The 24,890-nt window shown below is 63.8% G+C and carries 21 protein-coding genes and 1 pseudogene; 12 read left to right on the top strand and 10 right to left on the bottom strand.

All coding sequences use genetic code 11. The features are described from left to right. Window positions 1–69 precede the first annotated feature (69 nt). The 5 genes from AB4Y67_RS15090 to AB4Y67_RS15070 are packed head-to-tail and all read left to right on the top strand — an operon-like array spanning window position 70 to window position 9,227. Window positions 70–2,100: an N-6 DNA methylase gene (locus AB4Y67_RS15090; RefSeq protein ID WP_441406582.1), complete on the top strand. Its 2,031-nt coding sequence runs from the start codon at window positions 70–72 to the stop codon at window positions 2,098–2,100. Then, a complete protein-coding gene (locus tag AB4Y67_RS15085; protein WP_441406581.1) occupies window positions 2,097–3,659 on the top strand; it encodes an N-6 DNA methylase in 1,563 nt (520 codons plus the stop codon). The genes AB4Y67_RS15090 and AB4Y67_RS15085 overlap by 4 nt, the downstream gene beginning before the upstream one ends. Beyond that, window positions 3,656–5,149, top strand: a complete 1,494-nt coding sequence (locus AB4Y67_RS15080) for a type I restriction-modification system subunit M (protein WP_441406580.1) — start codon at window positions 3,656–3,658, stop codon at window positions 5,147–5,149. The genes AB4Y67_RS15085 and AB4Y67_RS15080 overlap by 4 nt, the downstream gene beginning before the upstream one ends. Further along, on the top strand, window positions 5,146–6,291 hold the full coding sequence (locus tag AB4Y67_RS15075; protein WP_441406579.1) for a restriction endonuclease subunit S: 1,146 nt from the start codon (window positions 5,146–5,148) through the stop codon (window positions 6,289–6,291). The genes AB4Y67_RS15080 and AB4Y67_RS15075 overlap by 4 nt, the downstream gene beginning before the upstream one ends. Then, window positions 6,291–9,227: a type I restriction endonuclease subunit R gene (locus AB4Y67_RS15070; RefSeq protein WP_441406578.1), complete on the top strand. Its 2,937-nt coding sequence runs from the start codon at window positions 6,291–6,293 to the stop codon at window positions 9,225–9,227. Before AB4Y67_RS15075 ends, AB4Y67_RS15070 begins: the two co-directional genes overlap by 1 nt. A 304-nt stretch (window positions 9,228–9,531) precedes the next feature. Here the strand turns inward: AB4Y67_RS15070 and AB4Y67_RS15065 are convergent, their stop codons facing one another. Together AB4Y67_RS15065 and AB4Y67_RS15060 are read right to left on the bottom strand one after the other, a co-directional pair. After that, the gene (locus tag AB4Y67_RS15065) at window positions 9,532–10,107 is read right to left on the bottom strand and encodes an HNH endonuclease (RefSeq protein WP_441406577.1); all 576 of its coding nucleotides are present in this window, start codon (window positions 10,105–10,107) and stop codon (window positions 9,532–9,534) included. Window positions 10,108–10,280: 173 nt separating this feature from the next. Beyond that, window positions 10,281–10,660: pseudogene (locus tag AB4Y67_RS15060) on the bottom strand (alkaline phosphatase D family protein); the annotation flags it as partial. An 86-nt stretch (window positions 10,661–10,746) separates the two neighbouring features. Here AB4Y67_RS15060 and AB4Y67_RS15055 point away from each other — a divergent pair. After that, on the top strand, window positions 10,747–11,571 hold the full coding sequence (locus AB4Y67_RS15055) for a hypothetical protein (protein ID WP_441406576.1): 825 nt from the start codon (window positions 10,747–10,749) through the stop codon (window positions 11,569–11,571). A 19-nt stretch (window positions 11,572–11,590) separates the two neighbouring features. Here AB4Y67_RS15055 and AB4Y67_RS15050 read toward each other — a convergent pair whose 3' ends face one another. Beyond that, the gene (locus tag AB4Y67_RS15050; RefSeq protein WP_441406575.1) at window positions 11,591–12,880 is read right to left on the bottom strand and encodes a flavin-containing monooxygenase; all 1,290 of its coding nucleotides are present in this window, start codon (window positions 12,878–12,880) and stop codon (window positions 11,591–11,593) included. An 11-nt stretch (window positions 12,881–12,891) separates the two neighbouring features. Next, complete coding sequence (locus AB4Y67_RS15045) at window positions 12,892–13,020, bottom strand: hypothetical protein (RefSeq protein ID WP_441406574.1); 129 nt, start codon at window positions 13,018–13,020, stop codon at window positions 12,892–12,894. Window positions 13,021–13,428: 408 nt separating this feature from the next. On the opposite strand from AB4Y67_RS15045, the gene AB4Y67_RS15040 reads away from it, so the two are divergent. After that, window positions 13,429–14,277 (top strand): esterase/lipase family protein, encoded by an 849-nt coding sequence (locus tag AB4Y67_RS15040; RefSeq protein WP_441406573.1) that lies wholly within the window; start codon window positions 13,429–13,431, stop codon window positions 14,275–14,277. A 33-nt stretch (window positions 14,278–14,310) separates the two neighbouring features. Here AB4Y67_RS15040 and AB4Y67_RS15035 read toward each other — a convergent pair whose 3' ends face one another. Both AB4Y67_RS15035 and AB4Y67_RS15030 read right to left on the bottom strand, forming a co-directional pair. Further along, window positions 14,311–15,891, bottom strand: a complete 1,581-nt coding sequence (locus AB4Y67_RS15035; RefSeq protein ID WP_441406572.1) for an alkaline phosphatase D family protein — start codon at window positions 15,889–15,891, stop codon at window positions 14,311–14,313. Window positions 15,892–16,135: 244 nt separating this feature from the next. Beyond that, window positions 16,136–16,615, bottom strand: coding sequence for a hypothetical protein (locus AB4Y67_RS15030; protein ID WP_441406571.1), 480 nt, complete (start codon window positions 16,613–16,615; stop codon window positions 16,136–16,138). Window positions 16,616–16,948: 333 nt separating this feature from the next. Here AB4Y67_RS15030 and AB4Y67_RS15025 point away from each other — a divergent pair, with 333 nt between their 5' ends. Together AB4Y67_RS15025 and AB4Y67_RS15020 are read left to right on the top strand one after the other, a co-directional pair. After that, complete coding sequence (locus AB4Y67_RS15025) at window positions 16,949–18,163, top strand: acyltransferase family protein (protein WP_441406570.1); 1,215 nt, start codon at window positions 16,949–16,951, stop codon at window positions 18,161–18,163. A 366-nt stretch (window positions 18,164–18,529) separates the two neighbouring features. Next, entirely contained in the window at window positions 18,530–19,267 is a 738-nt protein-coding gene (locus AB4Y67_RS15020) for a hypothetical protein (protein ID WP_441406569.1), read from the top strand. A gap of 94 nt (window positions 19,268–19,361) precedes the next feature. Here the strand turns inward: AB4Y67_RS15020 and AB4Y67_RS15015 are convergent, their stop codons facing one another. Continuing rightward, complete coding sequence (locus tag AB4Y67_RS15015) at window positions 19,362–19,745, bottom strand: TfoX/Sxy family protein (protein WP_441406568.1); 384 nt, start codon at window positions 19,743–19,745, stop codon at window positions 19,362–19,364. A 330-nt stretch (window positions 19,746–20,075) separates the two neighbouring features. Between AB4Y67_RS15015 and AB4Y67_RS15010 the strand changes: the two genes are divergently transcribed. Further along, window positions 20,076–20,279, top strand: a complete 204-nt coding sequence (locus tag AB4Y67_RS15010) for a cold-shock protein (protein ID WP_024365339.1) — start codon at window positions 20,076–20,078, stop codon at window positions 20,277–20,279. Window positions 20,280–20,389: 110 nt separating this feature from the next. Here AB4Y67_RS15010 and AB4Y67_RS15005 read toward each other — a convergent pair whose 3' ends face one another. Next, on the bottom strand, window positions 20,390–20,740 hold the full coding sequence (locus AB4Y67_RS15005; protein WP_441406567.1) for a hypothetical protein: 351 nt from the start codon (window positions 20,738–20,740) through the stop codon (window positions 20,390–20,392). A 144-nt stretch (window positions 20,741–20,884) separates the two neighbouring features. After that, the gene (locus tag AB4Y67_RS15000) at window positions 20,885–22,693 is read right to left on the bottom strand and encodes an SARP family transcriptional regulator (RefSeq protein WP_441406566.1); all 1,809 of its coding nucleotides are present in this window, start codon (window positions 22,691–22,693) and stop codon (window positions 20,885–20,887) included. A 130-nt stretch (window positions 22,694–22,823) separates the two neighbouring features. Between AB4Y67_RS15000 and AB4Y67_RS14995 the strand changes: the two genes are divergently transcribed. Beyond that, window positions 22,824–23,018 carry a hypothetical protein gene (locus tag AB4Y67_RS14995; RefSeq protein ID WP_441406565.1) on the top strand — a complete coding sequence of 65 codons (195 nt, stop codon included), beginning with the start codon at window positions 22,824–22,826 and terminating at the stop codon, window positions 23,016–23,018. 116 nt (window positions 23,019–23,134) lie between these two features. Here AB4Y67_RS14995 and AB4Y67_RS14990 read toward each other — a convergent pair whose 3' ends face one another. After that, window positions 23,135–23,317 (bottom strand): PspC domain-containing protein, encoded by a 183-nt coding sequence (locus AB4Y67_RS14990; RefSeq protein WP_441406564.1) that lies wholly within the window; start codon window positions 23,315–23,317, stop codon window positions 23,135–23,137. A gap of 199 nt (window positions 23,318–23,516) precedes the next feature. On the opposite strand from AB4Y67_RS14990, the gene AB4Y67_RS14985 reads away from it, so the two are divergent. Beyond that, on the top strand, window positions 23,517–24,188 hold the full coding sequence (locus AB4Y67_RS14985) for a hypothetical protein (protein WP_441406563.1): 672 nt from the start codon (window positions 23,517–23,519) through the stop codon (window positions 24,186–24,188). The last annotated feature ends 702 nt before the right edge of the window (window positions 24,189–24,890 follow it).

Raw genomic sequence — 24,890 nt, 5'->3', positions numbered from 1 at the left:
AATCATCCAGATCAGGGCCTAGTCTCGCCAAGTGACATTGCAGACATGGCAGGAGTGTCTAGGGGAGCTGTGAGTAATTGGCGCAAGCGTACGCACGACTTTCCTGAAGCGGTCGCCGGCACTCCCGCTAAGCCATTGTTCTCCCGCCGAGCAGTTATTGCATGGCTTGAACCGCGCGGACACAAGCCAATAGAGGATGCTGGGGAGACAAATGTATGGGCGGCGCTCAATCTCGTACGCGGACGCCTTTCCGCTGATGAGGCCGCTGAACTGGTGCTATCGCTCGCAGTCAGCCGTAAGACCGGCTACGCACCCGACATCGACATTCCTCAGGTGGCATCTGAAACACTCGAGAAGCTGCAGGAAGCCATCGAAAGCGTCGATGTTAAGAATCTTGCTGCTGCAGCTGATTTCGCCCTTGAACGCCTCGCCAAGGCGCAGGGAAAGGCAGGTGCAGATTTCGGTTTCGTTGGTTCGCGTACTACGAGAATTCTTGCCAGTTTGGCGGCAGCCAAGCAGGGCAATGTGCTTTACGATCCCGCATGTGGGATCGGCGCCGCGCTCATAGAATCGGTGATGCTCGGGGCGCGGCCAGCGAGACTCATTGGTCACGACATCAATAGTCGTGCATTGCGGATCGCTTCAATGCGAGCAAAATTGCGTGGGGTTGCCCTCGAACTAAGTCAGACTGACGTTCTATCTGAAGACATTGAACCCGCTCTCCAGGCAGATGTAATTCTCCTAGAGCCCCCATTTGGGGTTCGATTAGAAGTGCCTGCGCGCCTAACTGACGCTCGATTTCACTTTGGAACACCACCGAGGTCTTCGGCAGACACTGCATGGCTTCAGCATGCGGTATCCCATCTGACCGATACGGGGCGCGCTTATGTCCTCAGCCCGGCAGGTCCCCTCTTCCGTGGAGGCGAGGAAGGAAAGATACGAACTGAACTTGTGCGTCGCGGTTGCGTCGAGGCTGTTGTGGGGTTGCCGGGTAAGTTACTTCCCCACACCTCTATTCCCCTGGCACTTTGGGTCCTAAGGCGGCCTGTTATCGGAGTGCGTACTGCGAAGATTCTGTTCATCGACGCTTCAACGGCAGTCAGCCCGGAGGCGGACATCGCGGCGTGGCTCACGGAACCGGCTTCTCGTCGTCAGGTTGAAAACATTACGGTACCGACCACTGATGTCCTGGCTGCGGATTCTGTACTCACGCCTCACCGGTGGATTGACCGAGTCGAACGTGAGCCGAGTGAGGTCACTGAGGCTTTCGCCGGTAGCTCGGCCGCCATTAGTGACACTCTTCTTCGACTGAAGAGCGACTCGTTTGCCTTCGATTACCTTGACGCTTTTCCGGCGTCACGTGTCATGACGATTGGTGACCTGATCGATCAAGGCGTTCTTGATCTCCGGCCTGGTCGACCAAAAGAACGCTATGCGGAAGCGCCGGAGGAACTTCGCCAGAGAATAGCAACGGCCGCTGACATTCGCGACGGCACTCTGCTAGAGACAGGCATCGATGCGGACTATACGGGGTATTCCGACCAAACCCTTGAAGGTGACGTATTGACGACAACCATGAATACGATCCGTGCTCGTGTGGACAAGGTAGGCGGGCACCTGCCTTCGACTGGCGTCTACCGGCTACGTGTGCGGGATCACGAGGTGCTCTCACCCAGTTACCTCGCGATGATGCTAACAGGAAGTTGGAACGGGCGCTTTCAGGGCGGCAGCACCATTCAACGCGCTTCGATACGTGACCTCGAGGTACCCTTGGTGCCGAGATCAGACCAGGAGAAGATCGAGAGCGCCGTGCGGTCACTCATGACGCTTAGGGAGCACGCCGAATATTTGGCTGCAGAGGCGAAGACGGCTCGGCTTTCCCTCTTGGACGCTGTACGTTACAACGCTCCGCTGATGAATTCTCGGCGTACACGCTCGCGAGTTGCGGCTAAGATCCAAGGGGCGACTCCGGCCCCAGATGAAGACACCAGGAATGCTGTGGCTCGTCGGACATTGAAGGCTCCCAACAAGGACCTCAGCGGCAAGATTTTGCCAGCGCGCCATGAAAAGCAAACGTCTGATACAGAAGGAAAAGAGTGACTGAACACGAGGCACGGGAGTACGCGAGCCGCTTCCTTGTGGCAGCTCAACAGCTGTCACTATCCGAGCTCGAGAGCTATCTGGCCAAGGCGGCTGACCTGCTGCGTGGCAGTATCGATCAGGCCGATTTCAAAGCGTACATTTTCCCGCTGATGTTCTTCAAGCGAGTCTGCGATGTCTATATGGAAGAATTCGGGCAGGCGCTGGAGGAGTCCGGGGGGGACCATGAGTACGCATCGTTCGCCGAGAACCATCGTTTCGCCATCCCCAAAGGTCACCTCTGGGAGGACGTCCGTAGCCGGACCGAGAATATCGGCACGGCTCTGCAGACCGCGTTCCGGGAGATCGAAAAGGCCAACCCCGAGACGCTCTACGGCATTTTCGGTAACGCCAACTGGACCAACAAGGACAAGTTGCCTGACCGCAAAATCGCGGCCTTGATCGAACACTTCTCGACCCGGGCCCTTTCTAACGCCGCCGTTTCCCCTGATGTCTTCGGCAACGCGTACGAATATCTCATCAAGCGCTTCGCCGACCAGTCGAACAAGAAGGCCGGTGAGTACTATACGCCCCGCTCAGTCGTGAACCTGCTCATCAACATCCTCAACCCCCTCGAGGGAGAAAGCGTCTATGATCCAGCCTGCGGCACGGGAGGCATGCTTATCGAGGTCATCGAGCACGTGAAGTCATCCGGCGGCAACCCGAAGACCTTGTGGGGCAAGCTCTATGGCCAAGAGAAGGTTCTCGCCACGTCGGCGATCGCACGCATGAACCTGCTGCTCCACGGCGTCGAGGACTTCCAGATCATCCGCGAAGACACCTTGCGCAGCCCGGCCTTCTACTCCGGCAACCATCTGGCCCAGTTCGACTGTGTGGTCGCCAACCCTCCGTTCTCCCTGAAGAACTGGGGCGAGAGCGAGTGGGGCTCTGACAAATGGGGCCGCAACAGCCTCGGGGGCGTGCCGCCGAAGGGATACGCCGATTGGGCGTGGGTCCAACACATGCTGACCTCAGCCCGTCCGGAGACCGGACGTGTGGCGGTCGTCCTGCCTCAGGGCGCGCTGTTCCGCCAGGGCGCCGAGGCCAAGATCCGAACTCACATACTCAGATCCGGTGTCATAGATTCCGTTATTGGCCTTGCACCCAACCTGTTCTACGGCACCGGCCTCGCCGCCTGCGTCCTGATCCTCTGCCTCGACAAACCCCGCCTGCGCCCGGGCAAGGTGTTGTTCGTCAACGGCGAGCAGCTCTTCAAGCGAGGCCGCAACCAAAACACCTTGGAGCCCGAGCACGCCCAGCAGTTGCTGCGCGCTTATGAGGCGTACGACGACGTCGACGGCCTGGCGCGGGTCGTCRGCCTCGATGAAATCGAAGGCAACGACCGCAACCTCAACATCGCGCTGTACGTCGCCCCCGCCGACACTGGCGAGAAGCTGACCCTGAAGGACGCCCTAGTGAACCTCGAAACCGCCCATGCCACTGCAGCCGAAACCCATGCTGCGCTTCAAGCAGAGTTGGCTAAGTGGGGACTCGGCCAGCAGCAGGAGGCAAGCGCGTGACGACCCGGATCACCCAGCGCGAACTGGAGTCCTACTTGTGGGGTGCCGCCACCGTTCTGCGCGGCCTCATCGACGCCGGCGACTACAAGCAGTACATCTTCCCGCTCGTCTTCCTCAAGAGGATCTCCGACGTCTACGACGAAGAGCACGCCTTCGCGATGGAGATCTACAATGACGAGGAACTCTCCAGCCTGCCGGAGAACCACCGCTTCGCTATCCCGGCAGGCTGCCACTGGGACGACATCCGCGCTGTCACCACCGACATCGGTTCCACCGTGCTCAAAGCGATGCGGGCCATCGAATCCGCCAACCCCGACACCCTGCCCGGAGTGTTCGGTGACGGCGACTGGGGCAACAAGAGCCTGTTGCCGGACTCAACCCTCGCCAACCTAATCGAGCACTTCTCGACGAAGACGTTGTCGATCGAAAACCTGCCCGAGGACGAGCTCGGCAACGGTTATGAGTACCTCATCAAGAAGTTCGCCGACGACTCCGGCCACACGGCCCAGGAGTTCTACACCAACCGCACTCTGGTGCACCTGATGACGTTCATGCTGGAGCCCCACCCTGGGGAGTCTGTCTACGACCCCACGTGCGGCACTGGCGGAATGCTCATCTCCACCGCCGCCGAGGTGAAACGACAGGGCAAGGAGTGGCGCAACCTGCGCCTCTACGGCCAAGAGCTCAACTATGGGACCTCGGCGATCGCGCGCATGAACCTGTTCCTCCACGGCGTCACCGACGGCCACATCGCCCACGGCGATACGCTCTCGCGGCCGGCGTTCCACGACGCCAAGGGCCAGCTCCAAACCTTCGACGTCGTGCTCGCCAACCCGCCCTATTCCATCAAGGAGTGGAACCGCGAGGCGTTCAGCAACGACTCCTACGGCCGCAACATGTGGGGCGTCCCGCCCCAAGGACGCGCCGACTATGCCTTCTTCCAGCACATCGCCAAGAGCCTCGATCCGAAGACCGGCCGGGCCGCGATCCTCTTCCCGCACGGTGTGCTCTTCCGCCGCGAAGAGGCGGCCCTGCGCGAGGCGCTTGTGAAATCGGATCTGATCGAGTGCGTTCTTGGCCTGGGCGCTGGCCTCTTCTACAACAGCCCGATGGAAGCCATCGTCATCACTCTGCGTGCCAGCAAGCCCGCCGAGCACGAGGGCAAGGTGCTGTTCATCAACGCGCTTAACGAGGTCGCCCGCGAGCAGGCGCAGTCCTTCCTGCGCGAGACCCACCAGAAGAGGATTCTCAACGCCTACCGCGGCTTCACGGACGTCGATCAGTTCGCTGCTGTTGCCACCCTCGACCAGATCGCTGAGAAGTCCTACAGTCTCGCGATTCCGCTCTATGTCGCAGCCGCCAAAGCGGCCGACTCGGGCGAGCAGATCGAGGTCGTTGATGCGCTTACATGTTGGCGCGCGGCGGCCGAGGCCTCCGATGCCGCCATCGCCGATGTCCTCGCCCTGCTTCGACCGGAGGTTTCGGCATGAGTCTCAACCTCGACAGGGCAGCTTGGAAGCGCGTCGCCTTTGGTGATGTGGTTCGCAACGTCAGTGACACGATCCGCGACCCGGAGGCCGCTGGAATTGATCGGCTGGTCGCCATGGAGCACCTTGACCGCGGCGAGCTCAAGATCATGCGATGGGGTTCGCCGGAAGACGGCACCACCTTCACTCGTCGTGTGACGCCCGGCCAGACGCTCTTCGGAAAGCGCCGCGCCTACCAACGTAAGGTCGCCTATGCCGAGTTCGACGCAATTTGCTCCGGCGACATTCTCACCCTCGAGGCCGACGAATCGCAACTGCTTTCCGGGTTCCTGCCGTTCCTCGTTCAGTCCGACGATTTCTTCGACCACGCTCTCGGCACGTCGGCCGGCTCGTTGTCACCGCGCACGAACTGGCGTGACCTGTCGAACTTCGAGTTCGATCTCCCGCCCCTCGACGAGCAGCAGCGCATTGCCGACCTCCTCTGGGCTATCGAGCGCCACCGACGCGCTGTCGCGGCCGTTGACGGTCCAATACAAGCATGCCAAGTTCCCCTGCTGGCAGTGGACACTGACGCGTATGTGACAGTCGGCGATGTTGTAACCATCGCCCGGAGTGGGGCGACACCCCTTCGCTCAAATAAGGACTTCTTCGGCGGCTCCATTCCGTGGCTCAAGTCTGGCGAAGTGGTCGGCGACGGGATCACGACGACCGAAGAGTCGATCACGGACATGGGCTTGGCAGGATCCGCGGCCTCGCTTGTACCGTCAGGCGCGGTCGTCGTTGCTATGTACGGAGACGGGAAGACCCGCGGACAGGTGGGGCGAATCGGCGCGCCTATGAGCACGAATCAAGCAGTTCTGGCCCTCGTCGCCGACCCGTCAAAGGCCGACCCCGACTTTCTCTACTACTGGCTGCGGTCCCGTCAAGGAGAACTTCGCAACAAGGGCGCAGGAGCTGCACAGAAGAATTTGTCCAAGGTATTAGTCGTCTCGGAGCCGTTCCCTGCTCTTTCGGTCGCAGACCAGGCGGCTGCAGTGAAACAGGTCATTGGCCTTGACGTGGCCCGGGGCAAGGTCACCGCGGAATGCACAGCCCTCACAACGTTGCGCGCAGTCTTGCTCGCCGAAGTATTTGGAGGCAATTGATGGCTCACTTTGATGAGGCGAACTCGGTTCGGGACTTCGTGCGTGACCTGGTGCAGTCGAGGGATGTCCAGTTCGTGCCGGGCAACGAGCTTCCGCGTCGCACTGACGAGGTCATGCTGGAAGGCCTAGTAGGGGCCGCCCTTCTCCGGCTGAACCCCGAGATCGAAGCTGACCCGGACAAAGTCGATGAGGTCATCTATAACCTCCGGGCTGTCTTGATTGCAGCTCGAACAAGCCCGCATCCGGTGGTGGCGAACGAGGAGTTCATGGCGTGGCTCACGGGGCAGAAGTCGATGCCGTTCGGTCCGAACGGCGAGCACACCACGGTCCGGCTGATTGACTTCGACCACTTGGATGATGACTCGTCGAACCATTGGGTGATTTCGACCGAAGTCACATTCAAGCAAGGCCGTGTCGAGAAACGTTTCGACCTGGTGCTGTGGTGCAACGGGCTCCCACTCGTCGTGGGTGAGGCGAAGTCGCCGACGCGCCCGGCGTACACCTGGATCGACGGCGCTGCACAGGTGCATGACGACTATGAGAAGAGCGTCCCGCAATTCTTCGTTCCCAACGTGTTCTCGTTCGCGACGGAGGGCAAGGACTTCCGGTATGGCACTGTCGGGATGCCCGTCGAGCTGTGGGGGCCTTGGCGTGAAGAAACCACTGCCGAGAACGCCCCGGCCAAGATCGGCCTCGTCGCCGTACAGGAAGCGGTCGAGGGCGCCCTGAAGCCGGCCGCAGTGCTGGAGTTCCTGCGGTTCTTCACCATCTACGCCACCGACAAGAAGCACCGCAAAATCAAGATCATCGCCCGTTTCCAGCAGTTCCAGGCGACCAACCTGATTGTTGAGCGCGTGCTGCGCGGCAAGATCAAGCAGGGCCTCATCTGGCACTTCCAAGGCTCGGGCAAGTCGCTGCTCATGGTCTTCACCGCACTGAAGCTGCGCGCCATGGCGGAGCTGACGAACCCGACCATCCTAATCGTCGTCGATCGCATCGACCTCGACACCCAGATCACCGGCACCTTCAACGCCTCCGACGTCCCCGGGTTGGTGTCGACCGACTCACGGTCCCAGTTGCAGACCCTGCTCAGCCAAGGTGCTCGCAAGGTCATCATCACGACGATCCACAAGTTCGGCGAGGCGCCCGGTACGCTCGACGCGCGCAACAACATCATCGCGATGGTCGATGAGGCCCACCGGTCACAGGAAGGTGACTACGGGCAGAAGATGCGCGAAGCCCTGCCCAATGCGTTCCTGTTCGGCCTCACGGGCACTCCAATCAACAAGCGGGACCGCAACACCTTCATGTGGTTCGGCTCGCAGGACGACGAGGGCGGGTACCTGTCGCGCTACTCCTTCCATGACTCGATCCGAGACGGCGCCACCCTTCCGCTGCACTTCGAACCGCGTCTGTCAGAGATCCACATCGACCAAGAAGCGATCGACGCCGCCTTCGAGGAGCTCGCTGCCGACCGGGACCTGTCCGAGAACGACAAGACCACCCTGTCGAGGAAGGCCGCCTCAATCGAGGTGCTCATCAAGACCCCGTCGCGCATCGCAAGGATCGCCGCCGACATCGCCGACCACTTCCGGGCCAAGGTCGAGCCCGAGGGGTTCAAGGCTCAGGTAGTCGTCTACGACAAAACCTCCTGCGTCGCGTATAAGGAAGAGCTCGACAAGCATCTCGGTCCCGAGGCCGCAACCATCGTGATGTCTAAGTCCCGCGGCGACTCACCCGACTGGGCGAAGTGGACCCCCGGGGCGGAGGACCTGGCGCAGATCGTCTCCCGGTTCAACGACCCGGCCGACCCGCTGAAGATCATCATCGTCACGGCGAAGTTGCTCACCGGCTTTGATGCGCCGATCCTCTACTGCCAGTACCTCGACAAGCCACTCAAGGAACATACGCTGCTGCAGGCGATCACCCGCACCAACCGTGTCTATCCGCCGAAGAAGACGCACGGCCTAATCGTCGACTACCTCGGGATCTTCGATGATGTCGCCAAGTCGCTGGCGTTCGATGAGAAGTCAGTGCAGCAGGTGGTCTCCAACATCGAGGAGTTGAAGAAACAGCTCGCTCCGGCCATCGGCGCAGCGCTTGCGTTCTTCCCCGGCGTCGATCGGACCGTCGGCGGTTACGAAGGCCTGGTCCAGGCTCAGTCGGCAATTGCCGACGACATAGCGAAGGATGCGTTCGGGCTCGCTTACAGCGTCGTGTCCCAGCTTTGGGAGGCGCTTAGTCCCGATCCGATGCTAGCGCCGCATCGCGACGACTACCGCTGGCTGACAGACGTCTACGAGTCCGTCCGGCCTTCCGACATCACCGGCCGGCTGGTCTGGCATGCTCTCGGCGCGAAGACGATCGATCTCATCAACGAAAACGTTCAAGTGGAGATCCCGCAGGGCGCCGAGACGATCGTTCTGGATGCACAGACCATCGAGGACCTAATGCAAGGTAAGCGCAAGGACATTCCGCGAGACGAGATCGAGAAACAGATCACTGCCCGCATCGCTCGCCACCTCAACAACCCAGTCTTCGTCGAACTAGGCAAGCGGCTTAACGCTCTTCGCGAGAAGTACGCCGACATCCAGCAATCCAGCTTGGACTTCCTTCGCCAACTCTTGGAGCTGGCCCGCGACACCGTTGCCGCCGAGAAATCCGTCAATGAAGTTCCGCGCGAAGAGCAGGGCAAGGCCGCCCTGACCGAGCTTTTCGAAGCTCTGAAAACCGACGCGACTCCAATCATCGTTGAGAATATAGTCAACCGGATCGACGAGGTCGTTCGCGCCGTGAGGTTCGATGGCTGGCAATCGACCCATCGCGGGGACCAAGAGGTCCGTCAAGCACTACGCAAGACGCTGTACGTCCAGTTCAAGATCCGCGACAACGACGTCTTCGAGAATGCGCTCGGCTACATCCGCGAGTACTATTAGCCTGTTTCAAACGGTTTCGATCATGCCAACATCGGTCGGGCGCCGTCTTCTGGTATTGGGGGCAGCCTGCTCCCCGCAAGGCGAAGGGATAGCTTCCTCCGTGGCCGTTTTCGGGATGCAACTACGGTTTCTGGGCGTCCTTAGGCTGAGGGCGCATGGACATGTGCTCGCATATCGTCGCGCCACCTTGCGAATGGCCCCCGTCCAAGCGCAGAAACTGCGGGCCCGACGGAGCTCCCGTCAAAAAAGCGAGCGCTGTCGACATAATCAGAAGGTCCGTGGACTGACGGCCCGCTCAGGCAGGTCAGGCCAGGAGTCGTCGCTCGCCGACGCTGTCCGAACCGTCCGGCGCAACGTAGTCCCGCCGTCGTCCTTGAATCCTTGCCTGCTGACCTGGCGACGGAATCCTCGCGCCCTTCGTCCGGTTGCACCTCGCGCAGGCGGCGACGAAGTTCTGCAGGTTGGTGGAGCCACCCTTGGACCAAGGGTAGAAGTGGTCACCGTGCTCAGCGGGCCGCGAGCACCGACGCCCAAAGCCGGCCTCCATCTCGCACTGGCCGCCCGCCCGTGCCATACCGTCCCTGCGCTGCTGGCGACTGAAACGCCGGACGGGGTCCCGTCGTCGGACATCGCGGGCGTGGATGACGATCGCAACAATGGACGAAACAACGATCAGCAGCCCAGGGAGTGCAGCTGCAGCCAGCACGCTGTCAACAAAGCTGCGTAGGACCCCGCTGACGGTGGCTGTACTGTTCGTTGCGTCGACTTTGGCCTTCGGCATCAGCGCCAGGACGACAGATACGGCTAACCACACGGTCACAGCCAAGTAAGTGAGACGTAGAGCCTGTCGGCTCCAGTAGGTGCGCTTCAGTTCCAGCATCGGTCCATTCCCCCAAATATTTCTAGATCCGCCCACGCTGCCGCAGGTCGTTAGAAAGACAATATCTCCCCGGCAGCGGCGAAACCCCGGGCCGAACGGGGTCGACACGGGGTTATGGAGAGTCGGCTGGAAAGTACCCAACGCGATGGACGACGGGCGGCCGGTTCTGCCAGCTACACCAGCCCCGGAACCCCGTCCCGAATCGCGAAGGAGGCCTTCGGGCGGACGGGGGAGCCCGGCGTCTTGGCGTAGTCCAGCACCCGGAAGTCAGCGGTCATGGCTTCCTTCGTGATGCGGGTGTTCACCTACCCGTGCGAGTCGTTTGTGAACTTCAGGTGCGGGTTCCAGGTCATTGTCGCGTCCGTGGCGGAGCCGTTGCCGTTGCCGTTGCCCGTGGAGGTAATGGACATGCTCACCAGCTCCGAGCCGGCCACGGGCGACGCCGGATCTTGTAGTCCACCTTGACGTCGTAGGCCCAGCTGCGATGCACATCTCCGGTGAGGACCAGGGCGATGCGCACGTTTGCGTCCACCCATCCCTGCGCGAAGCGGCGGTGCTGGTCGACTGCTTAAACGCCAAAGGTCCCATTCCCCCAAAGTGCGGGACACTGGAAGTCCCGAACCACGAAAGCGGGCCACCTTGATTAGTCTCCAGCAGGATGCCGACGGCTTCGCCAGGCTGCACCCACGTGACGCCATGGTGCTGAGCAACGCAGGCGGCGCCGGCCATCTCGATCCGCTGCTGTACCCGTGGGACCCGCCCGTGGCCTCGGGGGTCATGGAAGGAAATGTATTCCGGCCCCTTGAGCTTGCAGCTGGACTGGATGAAGCCCTCGCACAAGCCGGCGCGGCACCCCTGGAAGCCCGTTCCCTGGTGGTCTCCATCGGCTCGAATTCGAGCGCCGACGTGATGCGGCGGAAATTCGCCAACTACCACCAGCCTGTCAGCGCGGTCCTGCCGCTGGTCCGGGGGCGGCTCCACAACATCTCCGTTGGCCACTCTGCCCATGTGAGCAAGGCCGGCTACATCGCCGCCGCCCCGTATCCGCTGCTGGGGGAGCGCACAACGGTCTGGCTTTCGTGGCTGGACGATGTCCAGCTGAAGGCCCTCGACGAAACGGAGCCCAACTACCGGCGGATCCAGCTCGACGCCGAAACCTGCCCGCTCGTGCCGGACCTTGGGGAAAATCCGGCGGAGTTTTCGCTGTTCACCTCGCGCTGGGGCGTGCTGACCGACGGCGACGGCGGGAAGCTTCCCTTCCTCGACCAGCCTGCCCTCTTCGAGCTCCTCGCCGGCAGCGGCACCGGGGACCTCCTGGAGGAGGGGAAGTCCGTGTTCGACGGGCCGCCGGAGCGAGTTGCCGAGCAACTTGCTATACCCTCGGTTCAAGGTTGGGCCAGGGAATGGTTCAGCTCGGCCTGCCTCGCCGCGCCAGTGGACTTCGACAGGCCTGGTGCCGGGTAGCCCGCCCTAAACGTCACCTTCACCGGGCGGCGATGTTCTGCCCAATGTTGTCAGCGATGTTCTGCGCGATGGATTCGGCATCGCGGCCCACGCCCGCCACGATGGCCGAGCCGTGCCCGGTCAGCCACGGCAGCCCGACGGCGTACAAACCCGGGTGTTCGGCGACGCCGCGGTGGTGCCGGGGGTAGTTCCATTCGTCCAGCACCGGGATGTCCAGGATGCTGAAGTCCAGCCGGTAGCCTGTGGCCCAGAGGACTGAAGTGACGTTGGCGGCTTCGAAGTTCAGCCGCGCCGGCTCCGAAGGAAGCCAATCGTCTTTGCGCTGCAGCTCCGGCTCCGGTGCCGACATGCCGGTGGCGGCAATGTAGCTGTCGAACATCGGCTTCATCCGCTGGTAGAACGCCGCCTCCACCAGGGCCAGGCGTTCCGGAAGGTCATCGCTGAAGACGAGGTCGCCGTCGTCGGCTGCTTCCAGATGGCCGTGCAGCCGGACGCCGCGCCGGCCGAGGTCCCGCAGGTGGATGTCGTGGCCGCCGTCGGCGCCGGACACCAGCGGGTTGCAGGCGAACCTCGCCGCGGGGGAGGGCAGCTGCCCCACGGTGAGGCCGTTCAGTCCGTAGTCTGGGCCGAATTGTGCAAGCTGCATCATCCAATAGAGGAGGTCCTGGCCGCGGTACCGGCGCGGCGCTTCCGGGCATGTGGACACGGCCAGGTGGATTTCGCGGCCGACGGCGAGCAGTTCCTCGGCGATCTGGCCGCCGGACTGGCCGGTGCCGACGATGAGCACGGCACCCTCGGGCAGTTGGCCCGGGTTGCGGTAGCTGTCGGTGTGGAGTTGCAGAATGTGGCTGGGCAGTTGCGCCGACAGCGCGGGGATTTTCGGCTTCTGGTAGCCGCCGGTAGCGAGCACCACGTTCCGGGCCCGCCAGCTGCCCTGGATTGTGGCCACGTTGAAGCCGCCGCCCTCCGCGGGCGCGATGCGCGTGACATCCGCATCCGTTCGGACCGGAGCGCCGATGCTCTCCGCATAGTGCCTGAGATAGCCGATCATGTCATCGCGCGGCATGAATGCTTCCGGGGCCGGGCCGTCATACGGCATGCCGGGCAGCGCGAGCGAGAAGTTCGGTGTGTTCAGGCAAAACGCGTCCCACCGGTCCTGCCACGCCCCGCCAAGCGTTTCGCGCCGTTCCAGCAACTGATGTTCGACGCCGGCCCGGCTCAGCCAGTAGCTCGTGGCCAGGCCGGCCTGCCCGGCCCCGATGATAAGGGTGTCGACTTCGTTGTCCGGTTTTTCGACGTGGGACTGCATGGCTACTTCTTTCAGGCGTTCGCCTTCGGAGCCCTCTGGGATGTCGGAGCCTTCGCTGGCAGCCCGGCCTCGTGCTCCTCCGGGTGATCTGGGAGCGCCGGGCGGAAGTTTTCCTTGTCGGCGTCGGACGATTTCGACATTTCCAGGGGTCTTCCTCTGACAACTGTGGGTCTTCCTGCAGGATATGCCCGCGGCCCGGCACGGTACAGGTGGTGTGCCAGTACCGGGCGCAGCTGGCGCACGACGTGCCCGGCGCCGCCAACGGCCCGCGGAACGCACGTTTGTGCAGGCGCGGTTGGCCGTTTTCTCAAAGCGTTTCGGGCGAAAAGAAGGTACTGACCAGTAGCTTTGCTTCTCGGCGGGTCGTCATCCCAGGACAGGCGGGATTCGCCCGCGAAGCCGGTTTTTGTGCACATCCGTGCAAATCCATGGCCGGACCGGGCTGTGGGCTGCCTACTGTTGAGTAACCGGGCAACCTTGGCCGACCCGCAGTACAACGGTTACTGCCGGCCCCGCAGCCCGCTGACACACGAACAAAGAGGTTTCAAATGTCGCTGCTCGCCAAAGTCCTGTCCACCGCCGCCGCTGCCGTCATGGCCGGCTCGCTGGCCGTGGCCCCCGCCCATGCGGGAGTTGTTGAGATTTCCCCGCCGGGCGCCAATGACTGGTCCTGCAAGCCGAGCGCCGAGCATCCGTATCCGGTCATCCTGGTGCCTGGCACCTTCGAGAGCATGGACAAAAACTGGTCCACCCTCTCGCCAAACCTCAAGAGCGCCGGGTACTGCGTCTTCGCCCTCAACTACGGCGAGACCAACGGCGTGTACGCCACCGCGCCGGTCGCCGATTCGGCGCAGCAGCTCGCCCCGTTCGTGGACAAAGTGCGTTCCGCCACCGGCGCCAAGCAGGTGGATCTGGTCGGCCACAGCCAGGGCGGCATGATGCCCCGCTACTACATGGGCTTCCTCGGCGGCGCCAAGAATGTCCACCACCTCGTCGGGATCGCACCCTCCAATCACGGCACCGAAGGTGTGATCGTCCCGCAGCCGGGCGCTGTCCCGGACCCCAATTACACCGGCGCGGGCTGTGCCGCCTGCGCCGACCAGCAGGCGGGGTCGGCTTTTATGCAGAAGCTCAACTCCATCGGCGATACGGTTGCGGGACCCTCCTACACCGTCATCTCCACGGTGAACGATGAAGTCGTCATTCCGTACAACAGCCAGTTCCTCAGCGGGCCGGCGCGGCAGGTCACCAACATCACCATCCAGGACAAGTGCCCCGCCGACCCGATCGAACATGACCAGACGCCGAACGACCCCGTGGTGCACCAGTTCGTCGCCCACGCACTGGGCATGGCGTCCGGGCCCGCTGATCCTGCTTATCAGCCCAACTGCGTCTAGAAGCGAGYGGCGGCGGGCCGGGGGAGTGGCGCGCTACTGCAACCCCGGCACCCCGTCCCGGATCTCAAAGGACGCCTTCGTGCTGACGGGCGCACCCGGCGTCGTGACGTAGTCCAGCACCCGGAAGCCAGCGGTCATCGCGTCCTTCGTGATGCGGGTGTTCACGTAGCCGCGGTTGTCGTTGTAGAACTTCAGGTGCGGGTTCCAGGCCATCACCGGATCCGCAGTCGACCCTGAGCCGTTGCCGGTGGACGTGATGGAGGTGCACACCAGCTCCGAGCCCACCACCGGCGACGCCGGATCCTTGTAGTCCACCTTGACGTCGTTGGCCCAGTTCCGGTGCACGCCGCCGGTGAGGACGACGGCGTTGCGCACGTTCGCGTCCACCCAGCCCCGCGTGATGCGGCGGCGCGACGCGGCGTAGCCGTCCCACCCGTCCATGGAGACGTCGTCGATCTCCGGCGCCTGGTTCCGGTCCCGCTCGGCGAAGAAGACCTGCTGGCCCAGGACGTCCCAGCGCTGCGTGGAGTTCTTGAAGCCGTCCAGCAGCCACTTCTCCTGCCCCGCTCCGGTGATGGTGCGGTCCTCGGCGAGGCGCTCAGCCACATTCTTCTTCCAGCCGTCGCCGGCGAGCTGGTCGTCGCGGTACTGCCGGGTGTCCATCATGTGGAAGTTGGCCAGCTGGCCCCACCGGATGGTGCGGTAGATCTTCATGTCGAAACCGGCCGGCACGGACGAGGGCCGCAGCGGCATGTTCTCGTAGTAGGCCTGGAACGCGGCGGCGCGGCGCTGCCGGAAGTGTTCGGTGGTGTCGTTCAGCTGCCCGGCATCCTTGTTCTCCGGGACCTCGTCCGCCCAGTTGTTGTCCACCTCGTGGTCATCCCACACCACCAGCCATGGCGCGATCGCGTGCGCGGTCTGCAGGTCGGCGTCGGCCTTGTACTGCGCGTGCCGCTGCCGGTAGCCCGCCAGGCTGGTGGTCTCCGGACCCTCGTGGTCGCGCGGGTTGCCGCCGCCGATCACGTAACTGTCCTTCTTGTACTCGTACAGGTAGTCGCCCAGGTGCAGCACTAGATCCGGCTGGTCCTGCGCCAGCCGGGCGTAGGCGGTGAAGTAGCCGTGCTCGTACTGCGCGCAGCTGGCGAACGCCATGGCCAGCGCCGCAGGCGTCTCATGCAGGGCCGGGCTGGTGAGGGCGCGGCCCACTGCGCTGAGGTGCCGGCCGGTGCGGAACCGATAGAAGTATTCGCGCCCCGGACGCAGGCCCCGCAGCTCCACGTGCACCGAGTGCGCGGTTTCGATCCGGGCCCGCTCGACGCCGCGGGCTACCACCGTGCGCATGCCCGCGTCCTCGGCCACTTCCCACGCCACCGCGACATTGCGCGAGGGCATGCCGCCCAGGCCGTCCTCGGCCACGGGGTCCACTGCCAGCCGCGTCCAGATGACAAAGCCGTCCGGCCACGGCTCGCCGGAGGCGATCCCGAGCAGGAACGGATCGGTGCGGAGGCCGGCGTCGTCCGCGGTGGAAACGGCGACGGCGGCACCCGGCCAGGCGGCGACGAGCCCGGCCCCGATGCCGGCGGAAAGAAGGGATCTGCGTGAAATGTTGTCCATGCCCTCAACCTACGGAGGCCGGTTGGACAGGTTGCGAGTGCGATGTGAATGCCTGGTTAACTGCGTGACAAGAGCTGTCGACTGCGTTCGACAGACCCGGTTTCGTGAGGCTCAGTCGCCGGGTAGCAGCTTTCTATGCCGCGACTTCTCCGGCGCCCGGCGTTGCCGGAAAAGGCCTGAGCTTTAGTGCAGTCGACAGCGGGCACGGGGGCGCCGTCTATTGGTCATGCCGGGGGCACGCAGCCTACCGGTACCAGCCCACCGCACGGTCGTAGCTGCACTCCAGTGCACCCGTTCCGGGGGCAATGCCGCCGCCAGAGGGAAAGTAGATGGCGCCGAAGTCCGCACCTTCGGCGTCGATCCGTCCCTGTCCCCAGATCTGGGCGGCTTCCAGGTCCTTTTCGGGGATGGATTCCCGGGTGCTGTGGCCGCCGCCAAGGTGAATGTCCAGCTGATACGTTCCCGGTTGGGAAGTCCCGGCGTGATGGGCCGGATCCTTCTCATCGCGCCTGCTGATGAGGACCTGGGCCGAGGCGTGGAGGATGGATGGCTCGCTGGCCAGATTGCCGTGCTCCTGCTGTTTCATCCGCAGGCCCGAGACGACGCTTTCCACGGTGTCTTCCTCCGTGACGACGTAGGCGGAACCGCTGGCGTCGGCCTCTGAGCCGCCGACGCTTTTCAGGTGCTGTCCGAATTGTTCGGAGCTGGACTGGCTGGAAGTCATGCACCCTCCTTGAGGGTTTTCGCGGCGGGTGCCGACCGTCTCACCCTAGACCCGCGGGGAGCATCCGGCCCGTGATGCGGGACTATTTCTTGGGCTGGTCCAAATCGAGGGGTTATTGGGCCACCAACCACTTGGGAAGCCTGTACGTAAGTTACAGCCCTTCCCAACCGTTGCCAGGGGGATCTCCACGTTTAACGGAGGGACTTGAGCTGCGGTTCAGTGGCTCCGTCGTCAGTTATCAGGTGCCAGGGCCGCTCTACCGGCGGCACGAAACGGGCTCAGGAACCCTCGTCGACGGGAGATGCAATGTAACGAACTGGTAACATAAGGTGAATGCGCTCTAAGTCTGGTCAATCACGAGTCACCCAGTTGGACGGCCTCAGGGGGATTGCCGCCCTGGTGGTTGTCGCCTGCCACGTCATGTCGACGCTCCCGGGAATCGGGAATGCTGTCAACGGCGACCGCGCTGCGGAACTCACCGCCGCGGAGTCATGGGCTGTCTTCTCTCCACTGCACGTCCTCTGGAACGGCACCCCGGCGGTCCACGTCTTCTTTGTGCTCTCCGGCTTCGTGCTGGTCCTGCCGTTCACCCGGCCGGGGGCGGCCAAGAGCTGGGCGCAGTACTACGCCAAGCGCTTCTTCCGCCTCTACCTGCCGGCCTGGGCGTCCCTGGCGGTGGCCGTGGCATTGATCCTGATGATTCCCCGGACGGCGTCGCCGCTGCAGAGCCCGTGGGCGGACATGTACGTGATCGACCCCAGCGTGGGCCAGGTCCTCAAGGATGGACTGCTGATGCTGAGCGCGAGCACCATCAACACCCCGCTGTGGTCCCTCAAATGGGAAGTCGCGTTTTCTCTCCTGCTGCCGGCCTACGTTTTTCTTGCCCTCCGCTGGCGGCGCCTCTGGCACGTGAAAATCGGGGCTGCCCTCCTGCTCTCCGTCGTGGGAGGGGTGCAGGACGTGGACTGGCTGACGTACCTCCCGATCTTCGCCATCGGGGCCGTCCTCGGCGCCGAACGTGAGCGGATCAGCGCGCTGACCCGGTCCTGGCCGCGCTTCGTCTGGTTCTTCGTGGCCGCCGCCGGCCTGTTCCTGGCCAACGCGGAATGGATCAGCCGCGAGCAGCCGGTTCCCGGCGTCGAGGCCGTCGTCACCGTGGGGGCCCTGCTGATCGTCCTGCTGTTCGTGTCCTGCGGCTCGGCCAAGAAGCTCGGCGACACGGCCGTGGCGCAATGGCTGGGACGCGTGTCCTTCAGCCTCTACCTGGTGCACCTTCCGATCATCCTGGCCGGCGTCACCCTGCTCCGCTCCGTCTCGCTTCCCCTCGCGCTCGCAGTCTCCGTGGCCGCCTCGTTCGGAATCGCCGAGCTGTTCTTCCGCTACGTGGAACAGCCCGCCCACCGGCTCTCGACGGCGGCTGGCCGCGCCGTGGCGCGCCGGACCCGCCGCGACGCCCCGGCGGACACCCCGCACATCCCGGCCGCAAGGAATATCCAGGCGACTCCGCCCGTCCGGGAGATGGCGGACGCGACGTCGGGTTACCGGTAGTCGGCAGCCCACGGAACCGGGCCGCAGCACAATCACTCCGGAGGATGGTAGCCGTCGGGCGTTTCACGGGCGGCGCGGTTACAGGCCGGTAGGGGCCAGCAGCTCGCGCAATAGTGTCCCGTCAAGCCCGGAAGCCTCTGGTCTTCCCCATAAATACTCGGGCAAAATGAAGACGGCGGTGCCTGCCCGCTGCGACCGTTGGTTTCTTCTCTGTCGCTCCGGGGATGCGGCGCCTCTCCACGCGTGGTGTTCGTCAAGGGTGTCCTGGTTCGGTGCGGACTGCCCTGCTTTTTTCTACGTGGCCATGGGCAAGCAACGGTGCTCTGACCCGGACGGGATTTTCTGCTCAGAAGGAGTGGGAAGGTCATGAATCCACGAACCAGAATCTTTTTTGGTGTCATCGTGCTGTTGCTGGTTGTGGGCGGGGTGTCGCTGTTTGGCTTCGACACCACAAACAAGAGCAGTACCGCGGAGTACAACCCGGAGATCAACCCTGCCGATTTCACCACCAAGATCACCAATAAATACTTCGCCCTCCCGGTCGGCAAGAAACTGACGTACGAGACCGCCGAACAGGGAAATGTCGCCGAGAGGGTCGAGATCGAAATCCTGCCCGAGACCATGACCATCGCGGGTGTGGAGACGGCGGTGTATCTGGACAAGGAATACAAGAACGGGCAGCTCGTCGAGGAAACCAGGGACTACCTGGCGCAGCACAAAAACGGTGACGTGTGGTATTTCGGTGAGGACGTGGACAACTACTCGAATGGAATCCTGTTGAGCCACTCCGGCAGCTTTCTGCATGGAAAAGACGGGGCAAAAGCCGGCATCTGGATGAAGGAAGAGCAGCGCCCCGGCGATTCCTACCGGCAGGAATTCTACGTCGGCCATGCGGAGGATATCCGGGACACCGTCACGACCGGCGAGACCGTCACCACGAAATCCGGCACATACAAGGACTGCGTCAAGGTCTACGACTGGACGCCGCTCGAAAAGAACGCGCGGGAGTACAAATACCACTGCCCCGAGGTCGGTGCGCTGGTCCTCACCGAGGACCTGACGACAGGGAGCCGGTCGGAACTCGTGAATGTCACCCAGCCTTAGACGTAGAACAGCGCACCCGCCTGCCGCCGGCCCTTCCGGCGCGCCTCCGCATCCGCGCGGCCATGCGCGGCAAGCAATCGCCCGACGTCGGCGGCTACTTTTTGGGCCGGGCCTTGGAAACCTTCGGCTCCTTGGCCGGCAGCCCGGCCACGTGCTCGAATGCTTTCTCCACCCAGGCCTTGGCGCGTGCCTGATCGCCGTCGCCCTCGGCGTTCCAGACTTCCGGCAATCCGGTGTAGCCGCCCATGGGTCGCTCGGGCGGCCCGAACGGAACGGTCCGCTCGGTGCTTTCAAGCGTCTCCTTGTCCGCCTCGGCCAGCTTCACGCCGATGGTGGGGCCGAACAGGCCGGCGAACATGTTCCCGTTCACGAAGGCCCCCAGGTTTCCGAACATCGGCTTGATGACCACCTCGGGATGGTCGGGCACCACCGAGCGGAAGTGGTCCTTGTCGGCGTCGGACGCTTTCGGCATTTCCATGAGTCTTCCTCTTATGACGGGTGGCGGGCTGGTCTTCCTGCAGGATATGCCCGCGGTCCGGCACGGTACAGACGGCCCGCCGGGCCGCCGGTGCGGACCCCGGCTGGGGCGGGCGGGCCTGCTGCGGACGGCAGGGCGGCAGGGCTGTGGTAAGCCGCCCCGCGAAACTCCTGTAGAGTTGATCCTGTTGTTGTGTTTATGCAGTTCGTAGTTCAGGCAGTACGCAAGGTTGCAAGACCTTGTTCTTCTGAAGCAGCGGTTTTGAGCACCCCACACCGGAGGACCCGAAAGTCGGGACTTTTCCTCCACCTTCACGAAGGACAAAAAATAATGGCTACTGGTACCGTCAAATGGTTTAACGCTGAAAAGGGCTTCGGCTTCATTTCCCCCGATGACTCCTCACAGGACGTCTTCGCACACTACTCTGCGATCGCTTCCTCCGGCTTCCGCTCCCTCGAAGAGAACCAGAAGGTCTCCTTCGAAACCGAGCAGGGCCCCAAGGGTCCCCAGGCCGTAAACATCCAGGCTCTCTAAGACTTAGCTTTCAGCTAACTCTTCTGAGTCCGGAACCTTACAGGTTTCGAGCAGGGTCCGCCTTTGGCGGGCCCTGCTTTTGTTTAACCCGGATGTGCTTCATCCAGGGCTCACGCGCCGGCCTGGTAGTCGAGGACCAGTGTGGCCGGGATGGGGCCGGCGAGCATTTCCGCCGTCATTCCGTGCACACTCGCCAGATGCCCACGGAACCACACGTCAAACGGATCCTCCGACGAGGCAAGCGTCTGATAAGCCTTGGCCAAGTCCTCGGCCTCGTGGAAGAGGCAGGTGAAGTCCCCCTGCGGCGTCTGCATCAGACTGGCGACCTCCCGCACCAGGCCCATGCGCGCCCGCGAGGCCTCGTGCTCCTCCCGCCGGGGGCCCTTCAGTTCCTCGACGCCCGCCTTCCACTCGTCCAGTTTCCCGGGCAGGATCGGCGCGAACCACGTAATGCATTCCATGACAGAAGTCCTTCCACACAGTAGTGAGCACGGTGGCAATCCCATCGGTACAGGAGCATGGTAATCCCGCGTACGACGGCGGGACAGGGCTTCCGGAACCGGCTTCGGACCCGCTCAACCGCGCCTAACTCACTGCCGGTCAGCTCACAGGGAGACGCTGTGCCGGCGGGCCAGGAACGCGGTCAGCGCGGGGTTGTCGATTTCCTTGGCCAGCCAAGGCACGGACTGGGCTGCTGCCTGGTCACCGAGTGCCGCCCGGTGTGACTGCGCCCGGACCACGAACTCCCGCATCCCGCTCCGGCTGGCAAGCCTGGCCAGCCGCTCCGTGAACTGGGATGCCCGCGGCGAGCCGGTGGCGATGGTGACTTCGGCCGCGACATCCAGCAGCCGGGCCGTGTACCAGAGGTACCACGGCTTGGGTTCGAGGCCCCGGTCGATCCAGTGCTCCGCGGCGGCCAGGTCACCGTGCGCCAGGAACAGCCGGGCTTCGGCACCGGCGGCCAGGGCCAGGTAGCAGTGGTCACTCGCGAGTTCGGCCATCACCCAGGCCCGGTCGATCAGGTCCGCAGCCTCCTCCAGCCGCCCGGCGGCCAGGTAGGTTTCACCGCGCACCCCGGCGACGAACGGTTCGAAAGCGGTCCAGTGTTCCGCCGCCACCCCGTCCAGCGCCCGGTCCAGGGCGGCGGCCGCCAGTTCCAGGTCCCCGCGGAGCAGATGGACGCGGCCCAGCAGCGCCTCGCTGAACGCCAGCTGCCGGCGGTTCCGGACCGTCTTCGCCAGCCTCCTGGACTCCGCGAAGTCAGCCACCGCATCCCCGTAATGCGCCGTGTCCGAGGCCAGCATGCCCTGGATCGCGAGGATCCGGGCCTGCTCCTCCGGGATTCCCTCGGACGACTGCATCGCCCGGTCCAGCCAGCCGGCCGCGCGGTCCGGCACCCCGCGCTGGACGGACAAGTAGCCCAGCTCGCGGTACGCCGCGGCGGCAGTCCGGGAGGCGCCGTCGGGCGCTTCCGCCGACAGCGCGCGGTGCAGGAAGTCGGCCACCTCGGCGCCGCGGCCGCCGGCCTGGTGGATCAGCGCCCCGGACAGCGTCACCAGCGACTCGGCCACGAGGTGCCGGTCCGCGGTGCGCTGGGCGAGGACGACGGCGAGGCGCAGCTGGTCGAGCCCCCGGTCGACGGCGCCCGCAGACAGGGAGGCGCTGCCGGCGTCGAGGTAGGACCGGACGGTGGCCACGGTGGCGTGGAGCTCGGGGTCGGCCACCGGCTCAGAGTCGGCMAGGGCGCGCCGGATTTCCGCCGGCAGCGGCAGGCCGAGCTCACGGTGGTAGAGATCTGCGCATTTGGCGACCTCCTCCCGCGCACGCCGGTGATCGCCCAGGGCAACGAGGGCTTTCACCAAGACGGCGGTGCAGTCCGCGTGGAAGGCATCCCGGCGCAGTGCCAGCGAGGCGAGTTCGACGGCGTCGGCCGGGGCGCCTTCGGCGAGAGCGGCCAGCGCCCCTTCGTACAGCAGCGACTGGACGCAGTTGTCGAGCCGGTACCGCTGGTCCGCCAGCCAGGAATCAAAGACGGCGTTGTCCGCGAAGGCGAGCCCCTCCAGCAGTTGGCCGTTAACCGTTCTCGGGTCCAGGCCGTGGCCGTCGGCCGAGCCGATCAGGTCCAGGGCATCGCAGTGCCAAGGCGGCAGGAGCGCCAGCCGGAGCGGGTCGCCGGTGATGGAGACGCCGGCCAGGGTCCGGCGCAGCTCGGACAGGTTCCAGCGCAGGGCGCCCAGCGGATCCGCGGCGTCCGGGAACAACAGCATGGCGGTCCGGGAGCGGCTGACGCCGTCCGGCTGCAGGGCAAGGTAGGCCAGCACAGCCCAGGCTTTGCGGCCTTTGGGCTGTGGGGGAGTGGTGCCCGAGGACTCGATCTTTGGCGGACCGAGGAGGCGGATCCACGTCTCGGCCATAGGAGTCATTTTACGCCGCGGGGCTCTTTGGCGTCCCGGGAAATTAAGTCGTAGGGATTCACACGGTTGCTCACACGGTGGCTGCCGACACTGGAGCCATCCAATCCGCTCAACCCCTGAGGAACCAAAAATGGAACTGTTCGTAGTCCTGCTGTTCGGCCTCGTGATCGTCGCCGGAACCGCAACGGTCCGCGCCCTACTCAAGGACGGACACGGCCACACTCCCGTGGTGCGGTCCACCGACTCGTGGAATGCCGGGAACCTGCCCAGCGAACCCTTCACGTCATCCTTGGCCTGGTACCTGCCGGGGTCGCGGGTGCAGTAGAGGTTGATTTTGACCCCCCCACACGGTGCCCGGCACGCTGCGCAACGTCGCGGCCGACGTCGTGCCTGACGTCGGCGACGTCGGCACTCAGCCGGCAGCCGCCGTCATACCTTCCGCTAACTGGCTTTGGGGATGAGGATCCACAGCGCGATGTAGACGAGCTCACCGACGCCAAAGAACCCGAAGAGCACGAATCCGAGGCGGACCAGTTTCACGGAGATGCCGAAGCGGTCAGCAAGGGCAGCGCACACGCCCGCGAGGATCTTGCGATTCCTTGGCCTCACCAGTGATCGTTCCATCCAGCCAAGGTAGCAGTGCGGGCGCTTCAGGTGAACAGAAGCCGTCCACATGCCCTGGCCCAGCCGATGAGCCCCGCTCCAGACGCAGTGCCGGGCCTAAGCCTCCATTGGCAGCGTGCGTTCCATTGTTTTCTCAACCTCGAGGTCCTACCATCCGATAACCGTGAGGACTCGCAGCCCGACGAAAGAGAGACGCGCCATGAAAAGGACAGCACTAGGAGCACTGGCACTCGCTGGGACACTCGTCGTTCAACTCGCCAGCGCCGGAGCGAGCATCGCGGCGGAGCGGCACGTCACTCCGAAACCTGTCACTCCGAAGCCCGGCGTTACGAAAACCGTGGTGAGAGGCGAGGCGCTGACCGCGGAATTTGACCAGACGGATGGTTGCATACGGACGAGGGTCAGCGTGTTCGGCAGCGCCCTAACGCTCCGCGGATCTAATGCGCCCGAGAAACTGGGCTTTGTGTCTGTCACGCAGGAAAACACATGCACACAAACAATACTGATCGACGGATCCGGGGAGACGGAAACCCTGAACCTGGTCGTTCCGAACGGGTTGGCTAAAGGGCAGCTGAAAATGTCCCTGGAATTCACGAACTATGCCGACCCCGATAACCCAGCAGTTTCGCCGCTGACGGCAGACCTGTCCTTCCGGGCCACGGCTCCAGCGTCCACTACTTTTGCCAAGTCCAAGTACATTTCCGAGGGCATCAAATTTGTATCGTCGGCAAAAACCAAGAGCCGGACCGGCGGTGCCACCGGCACGGTAACCCTGGGGGCTAAAAAGCTAGTCTCGCCGGCTTCTTCGACGTACTACGCGACGATCGCCTGGGCGGACAGCAAGGAGAAGACGAAAGTCCTCCCCGTCTAGTAGCGCCCAGCAGTTCGTACTCACCGGGCTGACCCAAGGTTCCGCGGGTGCCGGGGGTGAGTGTGTTGAGGCGAGCGTCCACGACGGCGGCCCGCAGCTCGACGTCGTAGGTGACGACGATGCGGGCTTGCAGCCGGATGACCGACGGCGGGCGGCGGGCCGATGCCCGACGCCCGCTTGCGGCCGGATGCTCACGCCGTCCGGCGGCGCCCGAGGACCGATGTAGTGCGGCGGGCCCGTGGCGGGTGACGCACGGCACAAAGGCCCGGTGGTGGGGTTTCGGCCGGCGGGAGGCTTGTTTGGTGACCGGTTTCCGCGCCGTGGCGGGGTTTTTGGGGGGTGTGGGTGGGGTGGTGGGGGTGGATTTGTGCCGGGTGCTGGGGGCGTGTATTGTTGTTCGAGTCGCCGCCGCTGATGCGGAAAGATAGCGACCGACCCCCTTCTGAACAGCCTGGAAAATGGTGCGGTTAGTTACGCGCTGATTTTGGGTGGGGATCCTGCTTGTGGAGTTGTGAGTCGCGGTAACGCTGATTTGCTTAGGCTTCCGGGTTCGGGTAAGTTAGATAAGTTGCTCCGGAGCGATCCACGGCTGAGGTTGTGGTGGTGCCGGGTGTGTCTGTTGTTTGAGAACTCAATAGTGTGCCAAGTTTGTTGATACCAATTTATTGTATTGAATTGGTTGAATTGACCAGGTTGCGCCAC

Origin of the sequence: Arthrobacter sp. YAF17 (assembly GCF_052113365.1) — a bacterium.
Taxonomy (GTDB): domain Bacteria; phylum Actinomycetota; class Actinomycetes; order Actinomycetales; family Micrococcaceae; genus Arthrobacter.
This window is presented reverse-complemented; position numbering and strand designations above follow the sequence as displayed.